This window comes from Hymenobacter sp. BRD67, from assembly GCF_013256425.1.
GTDB lineage: Bacteria > Bacteroidota > Bacteroidia > Cytophagales > Hymenobacteraceae > Hymenobacter.
The window spans coordinates 3,553,406-3,576,199 of the sequence record NZ_CP053904.1 but is presented as its reverse complement, the minus strand read 5'-3'; the positions used below and the strand labels follow the sequence as shown (position 1 = coordinate 3,576,199).

Below are 22,794 nucleotides of genomic sequence, written 5' to 3'. Positions count from 1 at the left end.
GTAGTTCAATGCGCGGACTCGCAGAGTCCGCGCTACGCTTACATTTTCTCGAAAACCATGGCGATGCCCTGGCCTACTCCCACGCACATGGCAGCGAGGCCGTAGCGAACGCCCTCGCGGCGCTGCATCTCGTGCACCAGCGTAGCCACAATGCGGGCCCCGCTCGAGCCCAGTGGGTGGCCAATGGCGATGGAGCCGCCGTTTACGTTCACCTTGCTCACATCGGCTCCCAACTCCCGGATAACGGCCAGGCTCTGGGAGGCAAAGGCCTCGTTCAGCTCCAGCAAATCCATGTCGGCCAGGGTGAGGCCCGCACGGTCCAGCGCCTTGCGGATAGCCGGCACCGGCCCCATGCCCATAATGGCCGGGTCGACGCCCGCCACGGCCGAGGATATTATCCTGGCCAGCGGCTTGAGGTTGTAGCGCGCCAGGGCATCGTCGCTCACCAGCAGCGCGGCGGCGGCCCCGTCGTTGATGCCCGCCGAGTTGCCCGCCGTTACGGTGCCACCGTCGAGCTTGAAGGCCGGCTTAAGGGTAGCCAGCTTTTCAAGGCTCGAAATACGGGGCTGCTCGTCGGTGTCAAACAGGGCCGTATCGCCTTTGGGCTGCGGCAGAAACACCGGCACCAGCTCCTTACGGAAGCGGCCTTTTTCGGCGGCCCGGTGGTACTTGCGCTGGCTCTCAAACGCGAACGCATCCTGCTCCTCGCGGCTAATGTTGTACTGGGCGGCCACGTTTTCGGCCGTTTCGCCCATCGTGTAGGGGTAGTGCTCCTTGGCCAAGCGCGGGTTCACGAAGCGCCAGCCCAGCGTGGTATCGTGGGCGGTGAAATCGCGGGCAAAAGCCGTGGCCGACTTCGCCATCACGAAGGGCGCCCGGGTCATGCTCTCCGAGCCCCGGCCAGGTACACGTCGCCTTCGCCTACTTTAATGGCGCGGGCCGCATCCATAATACTTTGCAAGCCGCTGGCACAGAGGCGGTTTACGGTATTGCCCGGCACAGTGACGGGCAAGCCGGCCAGCAGGGCAGCCATGCGGGCCACGTTGCGGTTGTCTTCGCCGGCCTGGTTGGCGGCCCCCATTATCACGTCTTCTACGGCGTTTTTGTCGAGGCTGGGGTTGCGGCGCAGCAGCTCACGCAGTACGAGGGCGGCCAGGTCATCGGGGCGGACGCTGCTGAGCGCGCCGCCAAACTTTCCAATCGGGGTGCGCACAGCATCCACGATATACGCATTGGGCATTCCAGAGTATCGTTGGGGCGAAGCGAGTCCGCCGGTTGAGGGCTAATTTTGGCCTGGCAACGCGCACCGGCGCGGGCCTTTTCCACAACCGCAAAGATGATACAAAGAATTCAAAGCGTTTTTCTGTTGCTGCTGGCTTTAGCCATGCTGAGCCTGCTCGCCCTGCCCCTCTGGCACAAAGTAGATGCCCTCACGCATCAGGAACTAACCCTGACGGCCTTTGGCTTTACGCCGACCAACATGCTCCGCCCCGCCACAAATGCGCCGGTCTGGGTAATTGGCGTGCTGGCCCTGGCCTCGGCGGCGGTGGCCATGTACGAAATTTTCCAGTTCCGCACCCGGTTTACCCAGCTCAAGCTGGGTATGCTCAACCTGCTGCTTATTATGGCCACCTTCGGGGCCGCGTTTTATTTTTCCAATCAGGGCGAAACGTTTCTCAACCCCAAGCTCGAAGGCCAGTTTCAGCCGGCCTTTTACCTGCCCACGCTGGCGCTGCTGCTGAACCTGCTCGCCAACCGCTTTATCCGGCGCGATGAGCAGTTGGTGCGCAACAGCTACGACCGGTTAAGATAGTTTATTTTGTATATAACAAAGCCCCGGTTGCCAGTCTGGCAGCCGGGGCTTTTGCGTGGTGTTTGAAGGTCGGAAAGGTAGTTAATCCTGCGGCAGGCCCACTGCCTGCTTCAGCGTGCGGATGCTCGATTTGAATTGCAGCGCGCTGTACACGTGGCTGAAATTCTGAGGGTCGCTGAGGTGCGAGTAGCCAAAGCGCGCCAGCTCAATGCGCGACTCATCGTGGACAAAGGTTCTGACCAGCTCGGCCAGCTCATCGGCGCTGAGGCTGCTTTGGTCCAGGGCCTGGGTAGCGGTGCGTAGGCGCTCCTCATCGGTGGCACGCTGGCGCAGGTCCTGGCTGAGGCCTTCTACGTCGGCCGGGGCCAGGGGCTGCAGGTTGGCTACGCTGTTGGGGGCCGAGTTTGGGTCGTAGCCGCCGTTGGCGGTTGTGTCGGGGTAGCTGCCGGCCGGTGCGTTGTTATAATCGCCGGAATTGCTCTGCGGCTGCCCGTTGCCGGGGTAAGCGGGAGCCGGAGCAGGTGCCGGGTAGGACTGAGGCTGCTGGCCGGGGTAAGTCGGGTTAGGCACCGGTGCCGGGTAGGGCTGGGGCTGCCCATTGCCAGGATAAGCCCCGCGTGGGTCATAGCCGCCGTTATTGTAGCCGCCCTGGGCAGGAGGAGGAGTCTGGCCTGGGCCGTAATAGCCGCCCTGTGGGCCGTTGTAACTGCCCTGGCCATTGCCATACGGAGCAGCGCCCTGGTCATAATAGCCTCCTTGCCCGTAGGCCGGGCTGCCAATCGGCAACACGCCAACCTGCCGCAGCTGTGGCCCATACGGGCGCACTAGCAGCACGTAGTCGGTTTCCAGGCCGGGCTGCAGCCACACCGTAGTGCGAAAGCGCATAGGCGGGCCGTAGCCGGTGGGTACACTAAACTCAGCCCAGTGCCGGCCGGGTGCCAGCAGCGCTACCCGAACCTGGGGCGCTACCGGACGCGTCAGCAGCCGCCCATCCAGCACCAGGCTAAAGGGCTGGCCCTGCTCGGCCGTAATAGTCAGGTTGGCCTGCGGCGCGGCCAGCGCTGGGGATGCCGCAGGCCAGGTAAGGAGCAGCGTGGCAGCCAACTTAAAGAGCGTTTTCATAAATGGCTAAACCAGGAAGCGGTAAAAATCCTTGCAGCTTCGGGCAGCTAAATTCAAACCCCGTGCCAACAAAAAAGCCTTCGCTGAGCAAAGGCTTTTTGGGAGAACATTAATTATTTAATATATAATAAATAATTAATATAATGAGCAAAGCTGGTTGGGCCATTCTTATTTGTCAATCCGCGTTACTTTAAACTCGGTACGACGGTTGCGCTGGTAGTCGGCCTCGGTCTTGGCATCTTTCACGATAGGCCGGGTTTCGCCGTAGCCTTTGGCCGTGATGCGGCTCTTGTCGATGCCCTTGCTGATAATGTACGCCACTGCTGCCTCGGCCCGCTGCTGACTGAGCTTGAGGTTGTAGGCATCTTTGCCGCGCTGGTCGGTGTGCGAGCTCAACTCGATATTAATCTTGGGGTTATCCTGCAAGGTTTGCACCAGCGTATCGAGGCGGATAGCCGCGTCGGGGCGGATGTTAAACTTGTTGTAGTCGTAAAAAATGTCCTTGATTTCGATGGCCCGGTTCACAACAATTTTACTGAGCGTGAGCGTCACGGGCAGCTTGATATCGTTCTGGGGCTGAGTCAGTGCCTCCGGGTTAGGGTAGCGCCCGACGGTGCTCAGGCTGGCCCGGGCCGTAAAGTCGCCGTTGCGGTCAGCAAATAAGCCGTAGGTCTGAGCCGAGTCGAGCTTGGTCGTGAATTTGCCATCGGGGCCGGTGAGCACGTCGCGCTTCTGGCCGGTGCCGCTGGTGATGGTTACCGTTTCATTGGCTACGGGGGTGGTTGTGCCGGTTTTGGCATCGCGTTCCACTACCGTGCCGTCGGCAAAGAACGTAACGATTTTGCGCGGCTTCTTTTTAAACGAGTACAAGTCATCCGAGCCTTTGCCGCCCTCCCGGTTGGAGGAAAAAATGCCCACGCCAGGCGCCGTGAAATAAGGCGCAAAATCGTCGGCCGGGCTGTTGATGCCGGGTCCCAGGTTTACGGGCTTACCACCTTTCACCTGGAAAATATCGAGCTTGCCGTAGCCAGGCCAGCCATCAGACGAAAAGTAGAGCGTGCCATCGGGCGCTACGCCGGGGAAGTTGTCGTTGCCCACCGAGTTGATGGCCTCACCCAGGTTTTCGGCGGGCGAGAAGCGGCCATTGGGGCCCAGCGTGGCTTTGTACAGGTCGTTGCCGCCCTGCCCGCCCTTACGCCCCGAGGCAAAGTAGAGCGTGGTACCATCGGGGGCAAAAGCCGGGGCAAAGTCGTCGGCCGTGCGGTCGTTGATATTAGCCAGAATGGGCGTCGTCCAGGCTCCGTCGCGGTAATAGGAAATCCACAAATCGACGCTGCGGTAGCCTTTTTTCGAGCCATCATTTGAGCGGGCAAACACCATCGTCTTGCCATCGGGCGTGTAGGTGGCGCTGGCTTGCAGCTCTTTATCGTTATTGAAAATGGGCTCCAGCTTGCGCGGCGTACCGCCGGTCAAGGCCGTGGGGTCGTCAAATTTCTGGGCATAGAGCGCCGTGTAGCGCTCGCCATTGCCAGGATAAGGCTTGCCGTCGCGGCCCGAAGCAAATACCAGCTCGCCGCTCGGCATGCGCGAAGCGGAAAAATCGGAGCTGGGCGAGTTCAGGGCCTCTACGGGAGATACTTCGTAACCAGCCGCCGCGCCGGCCAGCGCCTTGCTGGCCAAGGCATTGCGTGCTTCGGCTTCGGCGCGGGCAGCCAAAGTGTGGTTGGTGCCGTTTTGGGCGTAGGTGGTAAAGCGGGCGGCTGCCTCGTCGAACTTACCATTGGCTTTCAGGGCTTCGGCGTAGCGGTAGCCGAGGTCGGCGTTGCGCGAGTTGCCATCGAGCGCCGCTTTGTAATAGGGCTCGGCCTGGTCGAGGCGATTGGAAAGCCGGTAAGATTCGCCCAGGCGGAAATTGGCCGTAGCTGCGCCCTTACCCTTTGCCGCGTCGGCTTTGTAAAGCGGAATGGCCGCCTCATACTCGCCGCGCTGAAAGCGTTTATCGGCTTTACTTAGCTTGCCCGAGCTGGCACAGCCGCTCAGCGCCACAGCCGGGCCGGCCGCCCCGATAAGCAGTAATTTTCTGAGGGACGAAAAGCGAATTGAGAGAGCCATGCAGCCAGGAAATGCAAGTCGGGGTTTGATAGGCAATAATACAACTGTTTGGGCCAGCCCCGCCCGATGCTACCCGGCAAAATAGCTGGCTAGCCAGGTTTGACCGGCCGGGGCGGGCCAGTGGTCGTCTAATTCCTGTTTAGTACTCAACGTGTTGTTGAAATACAAGGTCTCAGGAGTTAGCTGACCAGCTGCAATGGCTTCGCGTAGCTCGCTGCGGGTAAGCAGCCGCAGCCCGGCTTCGTCAAGAAAGGCCATGCGCGACTTTTCCAACAAGCTTAGCCCCAGCTCTTGTTCCAGGGCCTGCACAAATCGCACCGATGCATCGATAGAGCACCCGCTGGCCCCGGCCACTGCTTCGTCGAGGCCAATCACCAGAAACTGCCGGTGCAGAAACTGCGCCGAAGCAGCCAGTTCCCGGCCATGGCTCGTCCACTCCTCGGCAAAGGCGGCCAGCCGGGGCAGCAGCCGCACCAGCTCTTCTTCGGTGAGGGGCGGCTGGCCTGGTAAATCCACACGCGGGCATGCGGGGGCAGGTGGTCAAAGGCAACGTACATAGCACCACTGAGTAGTACGGATTTTAGCGGATTGCACAGATTTTGTAGGTGCTGTGAAGCCGTAAATTCCGTTGGTTGTAACGAATAGAAGAGCGCAAAAGCAAGCAGGCGAGCCAACGCGCACCCACGGCAAAATTCGGGGTATCGGTTCAGCAGAGCTGGCTTGCCCCAGGCAAACAAAAGAGCACCGACTACAAAATCCGTGCAATCCGCTAAAATCCGGGCTAATCAGTGGTCTTAGGCGTTAATGCCTTCGGCGCTGGCTACCAGCTCGGCCAGGTCAAACACCTGCACGATACCCTCCTGTTCCTTGTTTTTCACGCCGTCGCTCATCATGGTCATGCAGAAAGGGCAGCCCACGGCAATGATACTGCCCTGCAGTGGGTGCTGGCCGGGCGCGGGGCGCTCGGTTTCGACGCCGCGCAGGTTATCCAGGGCCGCCGCTGCGCCGCCCAGCGTGGCCAACGCCTCCTCGGTGCGCTCGATGTTGATATCTTTTTTGCCGGGCTCGGGCTCCTTCCACATCTGGGCGCCGCCGGCGCCGCAGCACAGGCCGTTGGCACGGCTGCGCTTCATCTCCACCAGGTCGGCATCGAGGGCAGCGAGCACGTCGCGCGGGGCTTCGTAAATGTTGTTGGCCCGGCCCAGGTAGCATGAGTCGTGGAACGTGATGCGTCGGCCCTTAAAGCTTTCGCCACCCTTCACCGCTACTTTACCCTCATTGATAAGCTGTTGCAGGTAGGTGCTGTGGTGAATTACCTCGTACTCACCACCCAGCGCCGGATACTCGTTTTTGATGGTATTGAAGCAGTGCGGGCAGGCAGTCACGATTTTCTTAATGCCGTAGCCGTTCATCGTCGTGATGTTTTGCATGGCCTGCATCTGAAACAAAAACTCGTTGCCGGCCCGCTTGGCCGGGTCACCGGTGCAGCTCTCTTCGAGGCCCAGCACGGCGTAGTTGGTGCCGACGTGCTCCAGAATGCGGGCAAAGGCCCGGGTCACGCGCTTGTACCGGTCGTCGAACGCGCCTGCGCAGCCCACCCAGAATAGAATTTCGGGCGACTTGCCTTCGGCGGCCAGGTCGGCTACGGTGGGCACGGTAAGCTGGCGCTTGGCGGGGGCAGCAGGGGAGGAAGTAGGCGTCATATTTTTTTTGCTAAATACTCACAATCACTAACAACGAGGGCTCAATCAAGCGAAATCACCGGGATGCTCCAAGCGGTCGAGACGACGATTCGTATCGCGCTGCATCCGGGCCACGGAGTCCAGAATACCCATAATATCTTCAAGCTCGCGCTGATGCTGGTTGAGCGCCAGCGTATGCAAAGTCTGCTGGTGCGCCACCTGGTTTGCTGCCACTGTGTCAAGTTTATTTTCTACGTTGCCCAGTCGGTTCTCCACGTTGCCCAGCCGATTATTCATCTCCGCTAAGGTTTCATGAGTCTGGTCTGGTTTACGCAGCAGTTCGGCCAGCAATCCCAAAATTTGGTCTTCGCCTTTCATAAAAAGATAAGCTAGTCGGTGCGTACTAATTTATGTCGTCACCTTCTCCGCCACGTACAGCTCATCGGCCCAGTTGAGGCGGTCGGAAGGCGAGAAGGCCCAGGGCGCACCGTTGTTTTCGATGTTGGAGAACATGACGTTGAGCGAGTTGGGTGCGGCCGACTCTTCCAGCACCAGGAAGCGGCGCATCTCGATGATACTTTCCAAAGGGTTGATGTTCACCGGGCAGCTCTCGACGCAGGCGTTGCAGGTGGTGCAGGCCCACAGCTCCTCGGGCGTTACTTTGCCGCGCAGCAGCGTGGCGTTGGCCAGGTCCGTGATGGGCTCGTGCCTGGCTTCGGGGCCGTACACGTTGGGGTGGAAGATGAGCGGCGAGTTGTATTTCTCCTCCACCCGGTCGCGGGTGTCCATGATGATTTTGCGCGGCGAGAGCAGCTTGCCCGTCAGGTTGGCCGGGCACACCGAGGTACAGCGGCCGCACTCGGTGCACGAGTACGCGTTCAGCAGCGAAGTCCAGGGCAGGTCTTCCACGTCTTTGGCCCCGAAGGGCGTGGGCGCCAGGGCCGAGCCGTCGGGGTTGGTAGCCGGGGCCGGCACTACGTAGCTCGGGTCCATCATAGCCTTCACCTCGTGGGTAATGCTGTCTACGTTGGAAAACTGCCCCTGCGGTACCAGGCGCGAGTACCACACGTTCGGGAAGGCCAGCAGGATGTGGAAGTGCTTGGAGCTTGGGAGGTAATTGAGAAACAACAGGATGCCCGTGATGTGAATCCACCAGCCGGCGCGCTCCAGCACTTCGAGCGTGTCCACGCTGGTAGCCGGAAGCAGGTTGGCCAGAAAGTGACTGACCGGGAACGCGCCCGGCAGGGCCTTGCCTTCGAGCTGGTGCAGCCGAATGTCGGCCGAGTTCATGAAGAACAGCGCCGCCATCAGCGCTACTTCTATATAGAGAATAATATTGGCATCGAGCTTGGGCCACATGCGCAGCTCTACGCCGGTAAACCGCTGCACCGGCGGGCGGTGGTTGCGCCGCCACCAAAACGCCGCGACCGCCACAATAACCAGCGCGGCCAGTGTTTCATTCACGGCCATCAGGGCGCTGTACACCGGCCCCAGAAAGCTCAGGAAGCGGTGCGTGCCAAACAGGCCATCGATAATAATCTCAATTACCTCGATATTGATGACGATAAAACCCACGTACACCACCAGGTGCAGCACTGCGGGCGTAACGCGCTTAAACATCTTCTGCTGGCCAAAAGCCACCAGCAGGGTTTTGTTGAGGCGCTCGCCGAAGTGGCCGCTCATATCGCGGTCGCGGCCCACAAGGATGTTAGCCCGAATTTTGCGGACCTGCCAGGCAAACAGGCCGAAGGCTGCCAGCAACAGCAGCGCGAAAAGAATGGGTTGCAGCATAGACGGTAAAGGTAAGCGGCAGGGTGGGATAGGGCCGCAATTTAGTAGGCATGACGACTACTTTAGGTGCGCCTTGCTCACGTTCCTGAAATTTTTTTGCCCAGATTCTTGCACGGTAACCCGGTTTTCGTACCTTTGCGCTCCCAAGCCGCTAACCCGGCTTCGGAAAACCCGGCAACATAGCTCAGTTGGTAGAGCACAGCACTGAAAATGCTGGTGTCGTTGGTTCGATTCCAACTGTTGCCACAAAAAAAGCCTTCTGCACCAGTGCAGGAGGCTTTTTTTCGTTCCAAGAAATGAGGCGCTCGGTTTCTTAGCTTACTGTAGTTAAGTGGGCCTTGCCTAAATCTTCACAAACTCGACGCGGCGATTCTGGGCCTTGGCTGCGGCGGTATTGCTGGGGTCGAGCGGCTTGGTTTCTCCCAAGCCCTTGGCGGTGAGGCGGTCAGCCGAGATGCCTGCTTTGAGCAGGGCAGCCCGAACTGCCTCGGCCCGTGCCTGCGACAGTTTTAGGTTGGCCGCGGCATCACCATCCGAGTCGGTGTGGCCTTCTATGCTGAAGCGAAGTGCCGGTTGGCTTTGCAGTAGGCTGGCCAGCTGGGTGAGAGCAGGCTGCGAACTCGGCTTGATAACCGCCTGGCCAGGGTCAAATAAAATATCGTGGCTTACAATGCGGCCATCGGTCATGAGGCGGGCATACAGGTCTTTACCACCCTCGGCCAGCCGCACATTGCGCACCAGCAGCGGCTTGGTATCGCCGTAGATGGGCCGGGCCCCGATGGTAAGGCCCGTCGGCTTGCCGTGCACATCGGGCACGTTCAGCAGGCGGCTCTGGTCGAGGTAGCCTTTGAGGCTGCGCTGGTTGAAAGCCAGGGCAACGTGATGCCAGCTGCCGGCCGGCACCGTTTCGGTCAGGGTTTCCTGTCCCAGGTTTTTATCGGGCATTGTAATGCCTTTTTCCGTGATTTGCAGGTATCCCAGCTCGCCATTCACCTCCTGATGGTGCTTCCGCTCGTCCCACAGCCACACAAACATGCGTTGCGAAGGCAGTAGAAATACGTCCATCTCCAGCGTAAACGCCGCTGGCAGATAGTTGGCCTCCTTGATAAGCGGGCTGATATCGGCATTACGGGCAATGGCAATTGCTGGCTGCCCGCTCGCGCTCAGTACTTCGGCGCTGCCGTCGAGCAGCTCCCAGCGGGCCGGAAACTCGCCCAGCTGCTCACCAGCCAGCCGGTCTTCAAAAATGACCTTGCTGCCCGGCACAAAGTCGTAGCGGGAAGTCAGGTGCTCACCGCCGGCCGGGGCGGTGCTACCCGCCGCGTCGGTGGCGGCCGGGCTGCTTGCTGTGCCCTTGGCGGCCGAGGTAGCCGCGCTTTCGGTTTTGTCGAGGCCTTTGTTGATGGCCTGGTCGGTGCGCTGGCTAAGACGATTGTTTACCGCATTCTGCACGCGCGAGCCGATGTCGGGTAACCGGAACTGGGCGTGAGCGCCCGGCGCTGTGCCAAGCAACAGCAGTGCTAACGCAGGTTTATATAGGTTTTTCATGCTGTTTAGGGGCGTCGCCTGGGCTGCCGTTTGGATGGGAGTTTTTGAGAGAGAATGCAGACTGCTTAAAATGAAGGGGCTCAGTCTGACATATAAAGTAGGATGGAAAGCTGGGCCGATGTATGCCTTGCTGCCAGTGCAGTGCTCAGTGCAGGGGCACAAGCCAGTGACTTCGGCAAAGGTGGCTGGGTGCCGCTGGTGGTAGTTAGCAGGAATTTTACAAAAGCTAGCACTTTTGTAACAGAGTGTATAATATGCTCATAGTCAGGCGTGATTAATAAAAAAGCCCGATGCTATCGGGCTTATATCGGTAAATTAAATCTCGGCCAGCAGACGATGAAGGCTCATGCTTCTACTCTGTGAGGGCCGCCTGGCGGGCGGCATGTTCTGACGGCGGGTAGCCATACAGCTCCCGAAAGCACTTGGTAAAATAGGATAAATGCTGGAAGCCTACCTGGTAGCACACTTCGCCGACATTGCCGGCAGTGGCGGCCAGTAGCTGCGCTGCCCGGCGTAGGCGCACGGTGCGAATAAACTCGGTAGCGGGCTGGTCGGCCAGGGCTTTGAGCTTGCGATGCAGCTGCATACGGCTCAGGTGCAGCGCATCGGCAAGTTGGTCGACGCTAAAATTGGGGTCGGCCAGGTGCGCCTCTACCACCTCCAGCGCCCTGGTCAGAAAGTGCGCATCGACCGAAGTAATGGCGATATCGCGGGGCTGCAAAGTCATTTCCTGCCCAAAGCGCCGCCGCAGCAGCTGCCGCTGCTGAATAAGGTTGTGCACCCGCGCCCGCAGCTCGACCGGGCGGAAAGGCTTGGTGAGGTAGTCGTCGGCGCCCAGTTCCAGGCCGGCCAGCCGGCTTTCGTCGGCGGTGCGAGCCGTGAGCAGTACCACCGGAATATGGCTGGTTGCCTCATTGGCTTTTAGCTGCTCGCACAAGCCCAGGCCATCGAGCCCCGGCATCATCAGGTCGCTTACAACTAGGTCGGGGTTGTGGGCGTGGGCCGCCGCCAGGCCAGCCGGCCCATCGGAGGCAAGCAGCACGCGATAGTTGGCCGCCAGGCAGGTGCGCAGGTACTGACGCATGTCGGGGTGGTCTTCCACGATAAGCACCAAGGGCCGGCTCCCGGAAGTGTGGGCTGCCGCCCTGGCCGCCCGCTCGGTTGGGCCGGGCCGCTCGGCCAGGGCGGTAGTCGCGGGCACTTCGGCTGCCGTGGGCTCGGCCATTTGCTCGGGCGTTAAGTGAGCGCAGCCCAGCCGCAGCCGCACTTCAAAGGTAGTGCCCTGGCCCAGCGTGCTTTGGACGCATACCTGGCCGTGATGCAGCTGCACGAGCTCTTTGACCAACGCCAGGCCTACCCCCGAGCCACCGTGCGGGCGTGTAAGGGAGTCATCTGCCTGCTGAAACCGCTCGAAAATGCGGCCCAGGTGCTCGGGGGCAATGCCCGGCCCGGTATCCTGTACCTGAAGCACGGCCTCCTGGTCGTCGGCATAAAGCCGCACGCGCACCGTGCCGCTGGCCGGCGTAAATTTCAGGGCATTGCTGAGCAGATTACCCAGGATTTTTTCCAGCTGGTCGGGCTCTACCCAGGCTTCCACGGCGGGGCCATCGGCCTCAATGGTCAGGTTCAGGCCGCGGCTGGCGGCCAGCGAGCTAAAGGCCGCCGCGTGGATGCGCACGAAGCGGCGCAGGTCGGTGGGCACTGCCCGGAGCCGGAGCTGGCCTGCTTCGAGCCGGGCTACGTCGAGCAGCTGATTGACGAGCTGCAGCAGGCGCTGGGCCTGGTGGTGCATCAGCTCGTACTCGGCCGCCGCCGGATGGTCGGCGCGGGTATCGGTCACGAGCTGCTCGAGCGGGGCCAGAATAAGCGTAAGCGGCGTACGCAGCTCATGGCTGATGTTGGTGAAAAAGCGCGTCTTTAGCTCATCCAGGCTTTGCAGCTTATCGGTGGTTTGCAGGCTGGTTTGCAGCTCCTGGTAAGCGTGCTGCAGCTGCGCCGCATGGCGGGTCAGCTCGCGCGTGGCTTGCTCGCGCACGTCATCCTTTTCGCGCAGCGCCGCAATAGTAGCCTCCTGAGCCAGCTGCCGCTCGCGCCGGGCCACGTTGATGCGGTCGGCCAGCCCCAGCGAGAGCAGAATTACATCGAGGGCCGAGGTAACCCGAATACCGTATTCGGTGAAAAACGACACGGGCAGCAGCCGCAGCGTGCGCAGGTAAAACGCAATAACGGCGAGCAGCACCAGCGTCCAGCCGGCCATGTAATACCGCGCCGGCCGGTAGCCGGTCAGGGTGACGGCGATGCCGGCGGCCAGCAGCGCCGCACTCACGCCCAGCGCCACCAGGGGCGCCAGCCAGCCACCCCAGTCGTAGGGTATATATACGGCCAGCAGGGGCAGGGGCGTAAAGTAAGCGGCTGCCCGCAGCGCCCCATCGAGCCGCGGCGCAAGGCGCCCGGTTTCCAGAAAGGAGCGAACCGTGAGAATGCCGGTAAACAGCGTAGCCCCCAGCAGCAGGCCCTCCAGCAGGTCGATGTGCTGGCTGGTCAGAGCCGGCGCGGCTAGCACCGGAGCCAGCCACTGGCGAAGGTAGCCAGTGGCCTGCGCTTGTAAAAGCGCAAAGCTGCTGGCATACAGCACGTAGTAGAGGTAGGTGCGGTCGCGGATAGCCAGGAAAAGCAGTAGATTGTACACCACCAGTACCAGGAAGGTGCCAAAAAAAAGCGTTTCCCACACGTCTCCCTCCCGAAATAGCTGCAGCAGATGCGTGCGCTCGCAAAGCTGAAAGTTATATATACTGCCTGCTGAATGCAAGTAAAAGGTGCGCGGCTGCCCGCTGGGTAGCGTCAGGGCAATGTTGAACCGCCGGCCCGGTAGCGTGTGCAGCGCCGCCCAGGTGTAGTCGGGGTCGAGGTGCTGAGCCCGTATCACCCGGCCTCGCGCGTCTACCGTAAACAGGTCGAAGCTGGTCAGGAAAGCCCGCATGCTCAGTACCCATTGGGTGCGCGTGTTGAGCGCGTTGCCGAGCTGCCACCTTACCCAGTACGTGTGGCTGCCAGCAGTATTGGGAATAGACTCGGGGCTGCGCCGAAAGCGGCTGGCATAGGGCGCCGACAGCACCTGAGCCAGGCTCAACGGCGCGCCCGGCGGGTCGGGCAGCAGCTCCAGCAGCGGCGAAAGCTGATACGTCCGGGTCGTGTCGCGCAATAGCAGGGCGGGCGGGGCCGTCGTAACCGGCCCGCGCTGCGCTGCCAGGCACCGGGTGGCTGGCCATAGGCTCAGGAGAAGAAATAGCCAAAACCGCATACTTTGCCAGGTGAGCAGCACCAGATAAAAACGACCGCCGGTGGGCAGCGGCCACTCATTTACTGAGTGGCCGGAGCTAGCGGCAAGTTACAAATAACCAAGAATTTGGCCGCCACAATTCAGCTGGGAGGCGGCCAAATTCTGAGGCGTAATAGCCAGGAGCGGCCTACTTTACGTAGCTTGGCCATCATGGCCGAATTTGCTGCTCCCTTTTTCGACGATTTACGCGCAGCATACCCGCCCGACGAACTGCTGCGGGCAATGCTTGAGGTTTCGCTCACGGGCATGGCCCTTTACTCGCCCATTCGGGACGCCGACGGCGTCATCGTCGATTTTACCATTGACCTGCTAAACCCGGCGGCGCAGCGCATTCTGAGGCAGCCGGCGCGGCCGGGTGGCACCTACCTGCAGTACTATCCGCACACGCTGGAAACAGGGGTATTTGCCTTTCACCGTGATACGTTTGAGGCAGGTGGCCCGGCGCGTCTGGATGTCAACTACCAGGGCGACAGCCTGGACAACTATTTCCGGCTGTCGGCGTGCCGAGTAGGGCAGGGACTGCTCGTGAGCTTCACCGACACTGCCGACGAGTCGCGCTCGGCCGTAGAAGTGGCCCTGCGCAAGAGCCAGGTAAGCGAGCGGGCCGCCCGGGCCGAAGCCGAAAGCCAGCGCCAGCAGCTCTATAGCCTGTTGCAGCAGGCTCCCGTAGCTTTTGCGTACCTGGAAGGCCCGGAGTACATTATTACTCTGGCCAACCCCCTGGTTTGCCGGTTGTGGGACCGCCATCCCGAGGAGGTAATTGGCCTGCCGCTGCTAGTGGCACTGCCCGAGATTCAGGGCCAGGGGTTCGACCAGCTGCTGGCCGAGGTGCTGCGCACGGCGCAGCCTTTTTATGGAACCGAGGTGCCGGCGGTGCTGAAGCGCCAGGGGCAGCTCGAAACAGCCTACCTTAATTTTACTTACCAGCCCCAGCGCAGCGAAGACGGCACCGTGACGGGTATTGTGGTGGTGGCAATTGAGGTAACCGAACAAGTGCGGGCCCGTCAGCTGGTAGAAGAGCAGGCGCGCCAGACGAACCAGCTAAATGAAGAGCTGGCGGCTGCTAATGAAGAGCTGCAAGCGGCTAATGAGGAAATAAGGGCAAGTACCAACGAGCTGCTGGTTGCCCAGCGCGCGCTGCAGCACCTTAACGAAGCACTAGAGGCGCGTGTAGCCAAGCGCACACGTGCGCTGGTTGAGGCACTCGAAGAAACCCAGCGTCAGCGCGAGCAGGTGGCGGTTCAGGAAAATCGGCTTCAGCAAATACTGAGGCAGGTGCCGGCCGCCGTGGCTACCCTGGCCGGCCCTCAGCACCACTATACTTTTTTCAATACCAGCTTCCTGACCCTTACCGGGCACCGTCCACGCCTGGGAGCCGCCCTGGCCGAGGTAGTACCCGAGCTGCTTGAGCAAAGCATAGGTGGGCTGCTCGACCAGGTATATGCCAGCGGCAAGTCAGTATCGGATACAGAGCACCCTTTGTGGCTAAAAAACGCCGCCGAAGCTGAGCCCGAGCAGCGGTACGTTGACTTTAGCTTTCAGCCACTGCTCGACGCCCAGCAGCAGACCATTGGTGTTCTGATATTTATTGTCGATACGACCGATAAGGTACATAACCGCCAGCAGGCCCTGGCCGCCCAGGCCGAAGCTATGGCCGCCGCCGAGCGGCTGGCCGCGCAGCGCCAGGCATTTTACCACGTATTCGAGCAGACATCGGCCCTGGTTTTTATTGCACGGGGTCTGCAGCACTTCATCGAGTACGTCAATCCTGCCTATCAGGAGCTGTTTCCCAACCGCGTACTTATGGGCCGGGCTACGGCCGAGGCCATTCCGGCCGCCGTTACCGGCGGTTTTATTACCCTGCTCGACCAAGTGTATCAGACCGGAAGCCCCTACTTCGGCAATGAAGTACCCGTGGTGATTTACGACGCGGAAGGCCGGTCCTATACACGCTACCTGAACTTTACCTACCAGGCCGACCGTGAAAACGGGGAGATTGTCGGCGTGTCGTCGTTTGCCTTCGACGTAAGTGAGCAGGTAGTTGCCCGCCGGCAGCAGCTGGAGCAGCAGGCCCAGCTTGCCGACCTGTTTGCCCAGGCCCCAGTTGCCATTGCCATCATGCGCGGCGCGCACTACGTTATCGAAGTAGCCAACCCGCTGATGGCCCAAATCTGGGGCCGCACTCCGGCCCAGGTAGTCGGCCGCGAATTGCTGGAGGTGCTGCCCGAAGTGCGCGACCAGGGCTTTATGGAGCTTCTCGACCAAGTGATGGCGACCGGTGAGGCCTTTGTGGCTCAGGAGGTAAGCGCCCTGCTTGAGCGCGAGGGCGGTCTGAAGCAAGTGTACCTCAACTTTGTATACCAACCCTTGCGCGATGCGCAGGGGCTGATTACGAGTGTGGCGGTAGTGGCTACCGAAGTAAGCGAGCAAGTGGCGGCCCGCCAGCAGGTGTCGCTTGCCAACCAGCGCCTTACTGCGGCCAATGAGCAGCTTATTCGCACGAATGCCGACCTCGACAACTTTATTTACATCGCCTCGCACGATTTGCGGGAGCCCATAGGCAATATCGAAGGGCTGGTAACCGCGTTGCGCGAAGAGCTGGACCAGGTAGCCGACCTCACTAATATCGCGCCGCTGCTAACCATGATGCAGCGCGCCATAGAACGCTTTCAGCGTACTATCGGTGACCTGACGGAGGTAACCAAGTTGCAAAAAGCGTACGAGCAGCCTGGTGCCGCCGCTATCGACCTGGCCGCGCTGGTTGAGGCCGTGCGGCTCGATTTGCAGCCCCAGCTGGCTGCCACTGCGGGCAAGCTTTCGGTAGATGTGGCGGCCTGCCCTCGCTTGGCTTTTTCGGAAAAAAACCTGCGCAGTGTTATTTACAACCTGCTCAGCAATGCTTTTAAGTACCGCCACCCTCACCGCCGGCCGCTTGTGCGCCTGCGCAGCTACTCAGTTGCGCCCTACAGCGTGATAGAAGTACAGGACAACGGCCTGGGCCTCGACGAAAACCAGCAGCGCCAGCTATTCGGCCTGTTTCAGCGCCTGCACAGCCACGTAGACGGCACGGGCATCGGGCTCTATATGGTCAAGAAAATACTGGATAACGCCGGCGGCCGCATAGAGGTGGCCAGCCAGCTAGGTGTGGGGTCCACGTTTCGGCTGTACTTTCCGTAAATGAGCGGTCAGATTACGCATTGCTTAAAAATAGTTAATTATTTATATTAAACTTCCGCCAGCTTGCCGGCGCTGGAGCCGGACGCGGCCGTTGTCCGCTCGCCGAAGCAGCTGCATTTGCCACGCATTTATACTGCCTATGCTGTATTTTGCCCGGCAGTAGCCGGGCTGCGCTCTATCTGCGGGTTAGAAACTCCTGATTACCAGGCCGGTTTAGTAGCTGTCCTTTTGTTGCTTACAGTAGCGCTTATGCTTTCTTCCAAGCTGCCTGATGTTGGAGTCAGTATTTTCAGCCGGATGACCTTGCTGGCCCAGCAGACTGGTGCGCTCAACCTGGCCCAGGGTTTTCCTGATTATGACCCGCCGCTGGTGCTGCGCGAGGCATTGGCGCGCCACGCGCTGGCCAGCGGTAGCCATCAGTATGCGCCCATGCCGGGGCTACCCCGCCTGCGGGCGGCCATTGCGGCGCAGGTAAGCCGCTTGCAGCCCGATGCGCCCGCCCCCGACCCCGACACCGAGGTAACCATTACGGCCGGGGCTACGGAGGCGCTCTATGGTGTACTGGCTGCCGTAGTGCGTCCCGGCGATGAGGTTATTATCCTGGAGCCGGCCTATGACCTGTATGGACCGGCCGTGCGCCTGCAGGGTGGGGTGCCGCGCTACGTGCGCCTGCCGGCTCCGCAGTTCCGGCCCGATTGGGACGAGGTGCGCAAGGCACTGTCGCCCCGCACCCGGCTCATTATGGTGAATAGTCCGCACAACCCCAGCGGCGCGGTGTTTGGGGCTGCCGACTGGGAAGCGCTGGCGGCTCTCACCGAGGGCACCGATATACTGGTGCTCTCCGATGAAGTGTATGAGCACCTGGTATTCGACGGGGTGCTGCCGGGCAGCGCACGCCGGCATCCGGGGTTACGGGCGCGCAGCTTTGTGCTGTCGTCGTTTGGCAAAACCTACCACGCTACCGGCTGGAAGGTGGGCTACTGCCTGGCTCCACCCGCCCTCAGTGCCGAGCTGCGGCGGGTGCATCAATTCGTAACCTTCGCCGTAAGCACCCCCACGCAGCACGCCCTGGCCGATGTGCTGGAGGCCGACCCCACCGACGCGCACGCCCGCGGCCTGGCCGGGTTTTACCAGGCTAAGCGCGACGAGTTTGCGGCCCGGCTGGCCGACACCGGCTGGGGGCTGCTGCCGGTGCCGGGTGGCTACTTTCAGCTGGCCAGCTATGCAGCGCTCTCTACCCTGCCCGACCTGGCTTTTGCCGAAGAGCTGGCCCGGCAGTGGGGCGTGGCGGTAGTACCGGTGTCGGCATTTTACCACGATGGCTACAACGCTGGCCTGGTGCGCTTTTGCTTTGCCAAAGGCCCGGCGATGCTGCACCTGGCCGGCGAGCGCCTGGCCCGGCCACCTTTAGTGCCAGGGCAATAGCTCCTGAAAAGATAGTGCTGCCTCCTGGTAAGCCGCTTTGGTAACAGAAATTATGAGTTGGTATGATGAAGAAAGATTTAACTGTATCCCTGGTCCAAACTACCTTACACTGGCATCAACCTGCCGAAAACCGCGCGCTGATTACCGAGCTGCTCGCCTCGGCACTGCCCGAAAAAGGCCTCACAGACCTGATTGTACTGCCGGAAATGTTTACCACCGGGTTCAGCATGGAGGCTGAGGCTCAGGCCGAAACCTTTCCCGGCCCCACGCTGGACTGGATGCGCGAACAGGCTGCCCGCTACGATGCCGTAGTTACGGGCAGCGTACTTACCCGTGATGGCAGCTGCTTTTACAACCGCCTGTTCTGGGTGCGGCCCGATGGCAGCTATAGCGCCTACGACAAGCGTCACCTGTTTCGGCTGGCTGGCGAGCACCTGGTGTACTCAGCCGGCACCAGCCGCCTGCTGGAAGAGTGGCGCGGCTGGCGCATCCGGCCGCTTATCTGCTACGACCTGCGCTTCCCGGTCTGGAGCCGCAATGACCGGCACGACCCCTACGACTTATTGCTGTACGTAGCCAACTGGCCGCAGGCGCGGGCCGAAATATGGAAAACCCTGCTGCGGGCGCGGGCCATCGAAAACATGGCTTATACCTTGGGGGTCAATAGGCTGGGGACCGATGGTATCGGGCAGGAATATTCCGGCCAGTCGGCGCTGCTCGATATTCATGGCGAATACCTGGCGCAGGCCGGCAACCTTCAAACGGTGCTTACGCACACCCTACAGGCGGGCCCGTTGGAGGGCTACCGCGAGCAGCTACCCTTCCTGCTCGACGCCGACGACTTCATGCTAAAAGACTGTGGCTGACCAGCAGCTACCGGTAAAAAAGTATAGCCCGCCCGCGCGAGTTAGTACGCCGGGCCGGCTTCGCGGCGTGCTGCCCGGTAGGTTGCTGCTCCTCACTCCACGGCCAGGCGCTGGCTGGTAGCAGTGCCATCGGCTGCAGTGGCCTGCACCACATACAGGCCGGGGGCGAGGGCACGCAGGTCGAGGTGATGAGTGCGCGTGAGGGTCATGTCGCTGAGCACCTGGCGCCCGGCCAGGTCAAACAGGCGCAGACGCGTGGGCTGCGCGGTTTCGGTGGTGGCGGCCTGCCCGGCCGGGTTGGGGTAAATACTGAGAGCCAGGCTGACGGCAGCAGCCGTGCGCGTGGCCAACACCGTGCGGTTGCGGGGCATAAAGCTGATAATGCCGCCGGTTTGGGTGCCTACGTACAGCTCGGGAGTGCCATCCTGGTTGAGGTCGGCCGCGGCAGCCGCAAAGCGCAGCACGTAGCCCTGGCCCAGCCGGGCCGGCTCGTAAAGGCCGCTGAAGCTGTTGTAAAACAGTTCATTGCGCGCAATGAACTTGGGGCCCTGGCTGCGAAAGTTACTGTAGAGGCTGACCGTGCCTTTGCCGTCGAGCGTCAGCAAGTCGGGCTGGCCGTCGCCGTCGAAGTCGGCTACTGCGGGTGCCAGAAAAGCCGGCCGGCTGCCATTGTTGAGCAGCTGCCCATAATCGCCATCGGCCAGCACAAAAGCGTTGGCCAGGTTGCCCAGGCTGCCGGCTCCCTGGTTGCGGAAGTAGCGCAGGCTGCCGCCGCTGGGCTGCAAGGCATTGGTACCCAGCAACAAGTCTACGTACCCGTCATTGTCTACATCAAAAAAGCAGGGCGTGTCGCCTTCCAGCGAAGAAACCACGAGGTTGCCGGTAAGGCCCGGCAGCTGAAAGTAGCTGGCCCGCGCCGCCGAAAAGCTGGCCGCTTGCCCGGAAGATGCAGTATTTAATATATAATTTAAATTTAATGTTGTGCCGTTGTACGCCGAGTACACCAAATCGAGGGCTCCATCGCGGTTTAGGTCGACCAGCGCCGGGCGCAGCGACTCAAACTTTACGCCTGGAGTGAGGGCCGCTGTGGCCGCCAGCCCCAGGTAATCTTCGGTTACGAGCTGAAAAACAGGCCGATGCGCAGTGCCTACGTTGCGGTAGTAATAAAGGCTGGCCCGGTAGTACCCATTCACTAAATCGCCCTGGTTGCCCACCAGCATATCGGTGAGCCCATCGCCGTCGAGGTCACCAAAGGCCGGCATGCTGCCCTCGCTCGCGTCGAGCATGTCATTCTGTAAAAAGCCATCGCTGCTCAGGCTGAAGCTGGGCACGGCACCTGCGCTGGTAGCCGTGTTCAGGTACAGGGGTACGCTGTGGCGCATGCTCACGCGGTCGAGCGAGTTGTCGGCCATGTTGGGCGACACTACCAGGTCGGGCACCCCGTCGAAGTTGGCATCAAACGAGTAGGGGGCCGGAAAAACCGGCACGTTCACGGGCGCGGCCGCCGACGGAAACGCACTGCTGGCCCCCGCGGCGGCGATAACAGCATCGGTATTGGAAGTCCCCGAGTTGAGTAGCCGCGTTAGCTGCGGGCAGTTGTCGCGGCCGTCGAGCAGGTCGAGCTTGCCGTCGCCGTTGAGGTCGAGCAGCAGCACGTTGTGGCCCGTGCTGTGCTGAATGCGCTGCGGCGAGCAGGCCGCCGCCCCTTGCAGCTGGTAGCTGGCGCAGTCGGCGCAGGCAACTACCTGCCCCCAATAGTTGGTGGCCTGGGTAAAGGAAGTGATGCCGCCGCAGCTGCCGGTACTGGCGTTCAGATACAGCTCGATTACCGTAGAGCCTACGAAGTCGTAGGTCAGGATATCGAGCCGCCCATCGCCGTTTACATCCTGAATGCAAGGCAGATTGTACGCCCCAATGTTGAGGTTGCTGATGTAGCCGTTGTAGATAGGAAACGTCAGCTGGTTGTTGGCCAGCACAAAGCTCGGGTGGCCGGCCGCGTCGGGCACGTTGCGAAACACCCGAATGTCGCCGCCGCTGGCGAAGGTAAATAAATCGGCCCGCCCATCGCAGTCGTAGTCGCGCAGCAGCGCCCAGCCCGAAAGGTCGGTCGGAAAAGCCCACTCGTACTCGGGCGCATACTGCCAGTGCCGGCCCGTGCCGCCGGCAGCGGCCACGCTCAGAAAGGTATAGCTGCGCGACGTTTGCCGGTCAAACGCATACAGGTCGGGCTGGCCATCGCCATTGAAATCGATGCTGCTGAACTGCGGCGCGTTGAGCCCGCCGGCCCAGGGCATACCCAGGGTATCAGTGCCCTGCACAATTTTAGCTACGCTGCCGTATTGAAAGCCAAACTGGGAGCCCGACGTCTGGCCCTGGGCCGGGCCGGCGAGTAGTCCGCCCAGCAGCGCCAGCAGTAGCCCAACGCGCGATAGAATATGCAGCATAAAACAAGGGATGGTACAGGCCATAACAGCGCCGCCGGCCGCCATAGTTTAGCGCGCCGCGTAAAAATTGCACGTTACTTTGCATTTGCCCGGCCCAATCTACTGGCGGACCGGCTTTGTCGCCGGGCGGCCATCGCTCCGGCTTCTGCTCATGACTCTCTACGACCATTATCTCGCCGCGCAGGGCCAGGTGAGTACCGACTCGCGCCAACCCCAGCCCGGCACTTTGTTTTTTGCCCTCAACGGCCCCAGCTTTCGCGGGGCGGCCTTCGCGGCCGGTGCCCTGGCCAAGGGCGCCCGCCACGCCGTCGTTGACGACGAGCCGCTGGCGGCCCAGGACCCCACCCGCTACACTTATGCCCCCGACCCGCTGGTGGCCCTGCAAGCCCTGGCCCTTGAGCACCGCCGCCACTTTCGGGGCCCGGTGCTGGCGATAACCGGCTCCAACGGCAAAACTACCACCAAGGAGCTGCTGACAGTGGTGCTGGCCCAAAAGTTTACGGTGCTGGCTACCTTGGGAAATTTGAATAATCACATTGGAGTGCCCCTTACGCTGCTGCGCCTGCGCCCCCGCGAGCACAATTTTGCCGTGATTGAGATGGGAGCCAACCACCAAGGTGAAATCGCCGACTACTGCCGGTGGGCCGAGCCTACCTACGGCCTCATCACCAACATCGGCAAGGCTCACCTCGAAGGATTTGGGGGCGAAGAGGGCATCGCAAAAGGCAAGGGCGAGCTATTTGACTATCTGCGCGCTACCGGCGGCACAGCTTTCGTCAATACCCTTGATGCGAAGCTGCCCACGCTGGCTGCCGCCGTGCCGACGCGCATCAGCTACCCCGGCCCGGCCGACGACTACCCGGCGGCACTGCTCGCCGCCAACCCTGCGTTGCGCCTGCGCCTCTGGGATGGCACCCAGGTAATGGCGCAGCTCACCGGAGAATATAATTTTCCGAATATGGCCGCCGCCGCTGCCGTGGGCGCTTGCTTCGGCGTGCCGGCCGCGCACGTGGCCGAGGCCCTGGCTACGTATAATCCGCAAAATAACCGCTCCCAGCTCGCGCACACGGCGCTCGGCAACGACCTTATACTAGATGCCTACAATGCCAACCCCAGCAGCATGGTCGCGGCGCTGCGCAGCTTTGCCCAGCGCCCCGTAGCAGCCGGACAGGGCCGGGTAGCTATCCTGGGCGATATGTTTGAGCTGGGCGAAACCAGCGCTGCCGAACATCAGGCGCTGGGAAAGCTACTGGCCACTTTGCCGCTAACCAACGTAATCCTCATCGGGGCCCTGATGCAGGATGCCGCCACGGCGTATCCGTCGGCGTCGTACTTTGCTGATAAAGCCACTGCCGCCGCGTGGCTAACGCAGCACCCGTTACGCCACCAGCTCGTATTGCTCAAAGGCTCGCGCGGCATGGGTTTGGAAACACTGCTGCCGCTGCTCTAGCGCTGCTGATGAGCCAGCCTCAGC

Annotated in this window: 14 protein-coding genes, 1 tRNA gene and 1 pseudogene; 6 read left to right on the top strand and 10 right to left on the bottom strand. The window is 61.2% G+C overall.

Translation table 11 applies throughout. The features are described 5' to 3' along the window. Positions 1-38: 38 nt before the first annotated feature. Positions 39-1,240: pseudogene (locus GKZ67_RS16640) on the bottom strand (thiolase family protein). 144 nt (positions 1,241-1,384) lie between these two features. On the opposite strand from GKZ67_RS16640, the gene GKZ67_RS16635 reads away from it, so the two are divergent. Continuing rightward, positions 1,385-1,813 carry a DUF4293 family protein gene (locus GKZ67_RS16635; RefSeq protein WP_254244890.1) on the top strand — a complete coding sequence of 143 codons (429 nt, stop codon included), beginning with the start codon at positions 1,385-1,387 and terminating at the stop codon, positions 1,811-1,813. Between the two features lie 81 nt (positions 1,814-1,894). Here the strand turns inward: GKZ67_RS16635 and GKZ67_RS16630 are convergent, their stop codons facing one another. The 6 genes from GKZ67_RS16630 to GKZ67_RS16605 all read right to left on the bottom strand — a co-directional run bounded on the left by GKZ67_RS16630 (position 1,895) and on the right by GKZ67_RS16605 (position 8,520). Continuing rightward, the gene (locus GKZ67_RS16630) at positions 1,895-2,935 is read right to left on the bottom strand and encodes a DUF4476 domain-containing protein (RefSeq protein ID WP_173244519.1); all 1,041 of its coding nucleotides are present in this window, start codon (positions 2,933-2,935) and stop codon (positions 1,895-1,897) included. Between the two features lie 168 nt (positions 2,936-3,103). Then, positions 3,104-5,047, bottom strand: a complete 1,944-nt coding sequence (locus GKZ67_RS16625) for an OmpA family protein (RefSeq protein WP_173244516.1) — start codon at positions 5,045-5,047, stop codon at positions 3,104-3,106. A gap of 69 nt (positions 5,048-5,116) precedes the next feature. Continuing rightward, the gene (locus tag GKZ67_RS16620; RefSeq protein ID WP_254244889.1) at positions 5,117-5,563 is read right to left on the bottom strand and encodes a hypothetical protein; all 447 of its coding nucleotides are present in this window, start codon (positions 5,561-5,563) and stop codon (positions 5,117-5,119) included. Between the two features lie 278 nt (positions 5,564-5,841). Further along, on the bottom strand, positions 5,842-6,750 hold the full coding sequence (locus GKZ67_RS16615) for a (Fe-S)-binding protein (protein WP_173244512.1): 909 nt from the start codon (positions 6,748-6,750) through the stop codon (positions 5,842-5,844). 45 nt (positions 6,751-6,795) lie between these two features. Then, positions 6,796-7,107 (bottom strand): hypothetical protein, encoded by a 312-nt coding sequence (locus GKZ67_RS16610; protein WP_173244509.1) that lies wholly within the window; start codon positions 7,105-7,107, stop codon positions 6,796-6,798. A 30-nt stretch (positions 7,108-7,137) separates the two neighbouring features. After that, positions 7,138-8,520 carry a (Fe-S)-binding protein gene (locus GKZ67_RS16605; RefSeq protein ID WP_173244506.1) on the bottom strand — a complete coding sequence of 461 codons (1,383 nt, stop codon included), beginning with the start codon at positions 8,518-8,520 and terminating at the stop codon, positions 7,138-7,140. 173 nt (positions 8,521-8,693) lie between these two features. Here GKZ67_RS16605 and GKZ67_RS16600 point away from each other — a divergent pair. Continuing rightward, a tRNA-Phe gene (locus tag GKZ67_RS16600) sits at positions 8,694-8,766 on the top strand. Between the two features lie 96 nt (positions 8,767-8,862). Here the strand turns inward: GKZ67_RS16600 and GKZ67_RS16595 are convergent. Further along, positions 8,863-10,068: an OmpA family protein gene (locus GKZ67_RS16595; RefSeq protein WP_173244503.1), complete on the bottom strand. Its 1,206-nt coding sequence runs from the start codon at positions 10,066-10,068 to the stop codon at positions 8,863-8,865. Positions 10,069-10,420: 352 nt separating this feature from the next. Further along, the gene (locus tag GKZ67_RS16590; RefSeq protein WP_173244500.1) at positions 10,421-13,369 is read right to left on the bottom strand and encodes a 7TM diverse intracellular signaling domain-containing protein; all 2,949 of its coding nucleotides are present in this window, start codon (positions 13,367-13,369) and stop codon (positions 10,421-10,423) included. Between the two features lie 189 nt (positions 13,370-13,558). Between GKZ67_RS16590 and GKZ67_RS24745 the strand changes: the two genes are divergently transcribed. The 3 genes from GKZ67_RS24745 to GKZ67_RS16575 all read left to right on the top strand — a co-directional run bounded on the left by GKZ67_RS24745 (position 13,559) and on the right by GKZ67_RS16575 (position 18,876). Next, positions 13,559-16,585 carry a PAS domain-containing protein gene (locus GKZ67_RS24745; protein WP_173244497.1) on the top strand — a complete coding sequence of 1,009 codons (3,027 nt, stop codon included), beginning with the start codon at positions 13,559-13,561 and terminating at the stop codon, positions 16,583-16,585. Between the two features lie 249 nt (positions 16,586-16,834). Then, the gene (locus tag GKZ67_RS16580) at positions 16,835-18,010 is read left to right on the top strand and encodes a methionine aminotransferase (RefSeq protein WP_173244494.1); all 1,176 of its coding nucleotides are present in this window, start codon (positions 16,835-16,837) and stop codon (positions 18,008-18,010) included. A 62-nt stretch (positions 18,011-18,072) separates the two neighbouring features. Then, positions 18,073-18,876 (top strand): amidohydrolase, encoded by an 804-nt coding sequence (locus GKZ67_RS16575; protein ID WP_317172169.1) that lies wholly within the window; start codon positions 18,073-18,075, stop codon positions 18,874-18,876. A gap of 92 nt (positions 18,877-18,968) precedes the next feature. On the opposite strand, the gene GKZ67_RS16570 is transcribed toward GKZ67_RS16575, so the two are convergent. Then, positions 18,969-21,320, bottom strand: coding sequence for a T9SS type A sorting domain-containing protein (locus GKZ67_RS16570; protein WP_173244491.1), 2,352 nt, complete (start codon positions 21,318-21,320; stop codon positions 18,969-18,971). A 151-nt stretch (positions 21,321-21,471) separates the two neighbouring features. Here GKZ67_RS16570 and GKZ67_RS16565 point away from each other — a divergent pair, with 151 nt between their 5' ends. Beyond that, positions 21,472-22,770 (top strand): UDP-N-acetylmuramoyl-tripeptide--D-alanyl-D-alanine ligase, encoded by a 1,299-nt coding sequence (locus GKZ67_RS16565; RefSeq protein WP_173244488.1) that lies wholly within the window; start codon positions 21,472-21,474, stop codon positions 22,768-22,770. Positions 22,771-22,794 lie beyond the last annotated feature (24 nt).

What these genes read in the sequence shown, in the direction of transcription:
- GKZ67_RS16635 (WP_254244890.1), top strand. Translation starts at nt 1,385, where the DNA reads ATGCTGAGCCTGCTCGCCCTGCCCCTCTGGCACAAAGTAGATGCCCTC.
- GKZ67_RS16630 (WP_173244519.1), bottom strand. Translation starts at nt 2,935, where the DNA reads ATGAAAACGCTCTTTAAGTTGGCTGCCACGCTGCTCCTTACCTGGCCT.
- GKZ67_RS16625 (WP_173244516.1), bottom strand. Translation starts at nt 5,047, where the DNA reads ATGGCTCTCTCAATTCGCTTTTCGTCCCTCAGAAAATTACTGCTTATC.
- GKZ67_RS16615 (WP_173244512.1), bottom strand. Translation starts at nt 6,750, where the DNA reads ATGACGCCTACTTCCTCCCCTGCTGCCCCCGCCAAGCGCCAGCTTACC.
- GKZ67_RS16610 (WP_173244509.1), bottom strand. Translation starts at nt 7,107, where the DNA reads ATGAAAGGCGAAGACCAAATTTTGGGATTGCTGGCCGAACTGCTGCGT.
- GKZ67_RS16605 (WP_173244506.1), bottom strand. Translation starts at nt 8,520, where the DNA reads ATGCTGCAACCCATTCTTTTCGCGCTGCTGTTGCTGGCAGCCTTCGGC.
- GKZ67_RS16595 (WP_173244503.1), bottom strand. Translation starts at nt 10,068, where the DNA reads ATGAAAAACCTATATAAACCTGCGTTAGCACTGCTGTTGCTTGGCACA.
- GKZ67_RS16590 (WP_173244500.1), bottom strand. Translation starts at nt 13,369, where the DNA reads ATGCGGTTTTGGCTATTTCTTCTCCTGAGCCTATGGCCAGCCACCCGG.
- GKZ67_RS24745 (WP_173244497.1), top strand. Translation starts at nt 13,559, where the DNA reads ATGGCCGAATTTGCTGCTCCCTTTTTCGACGATTTACGCGCAGCATAC.
- GKZ67_RS16580 (WP_173244494.1), top strand. Translation starts at nt 16,835, where the DNA reads ATGCTTTCTTCCAAGCTGCCTGATGTTGGAGTCAGTATTTTCAGCCGG.
- GKZ67_RS16575 (WP_317172169.1), top strand. Translation starts at nt 18,073, where the DNA reads ATGATGAAGAAAGATTTAACTGTATCCCTGGTCCAAACTACCTTACAC.
- GKZ67_RS16570 (WP_173244491.1), bottom strand. Translation starts at nt 21,320, where the DNA reads ATGCTGCATATTCTATCGCGCGTTGGGCTACTGCTGGCGCTGCTGGGC.
- GKZ67_RS16565 (WP_173244488.1), top strand. Translation starts at nt 21,472, where the DNA reads ATGACTCTCTACGACCATTATCTCGCCGCGCAGGGCCAGGTGAGTACC.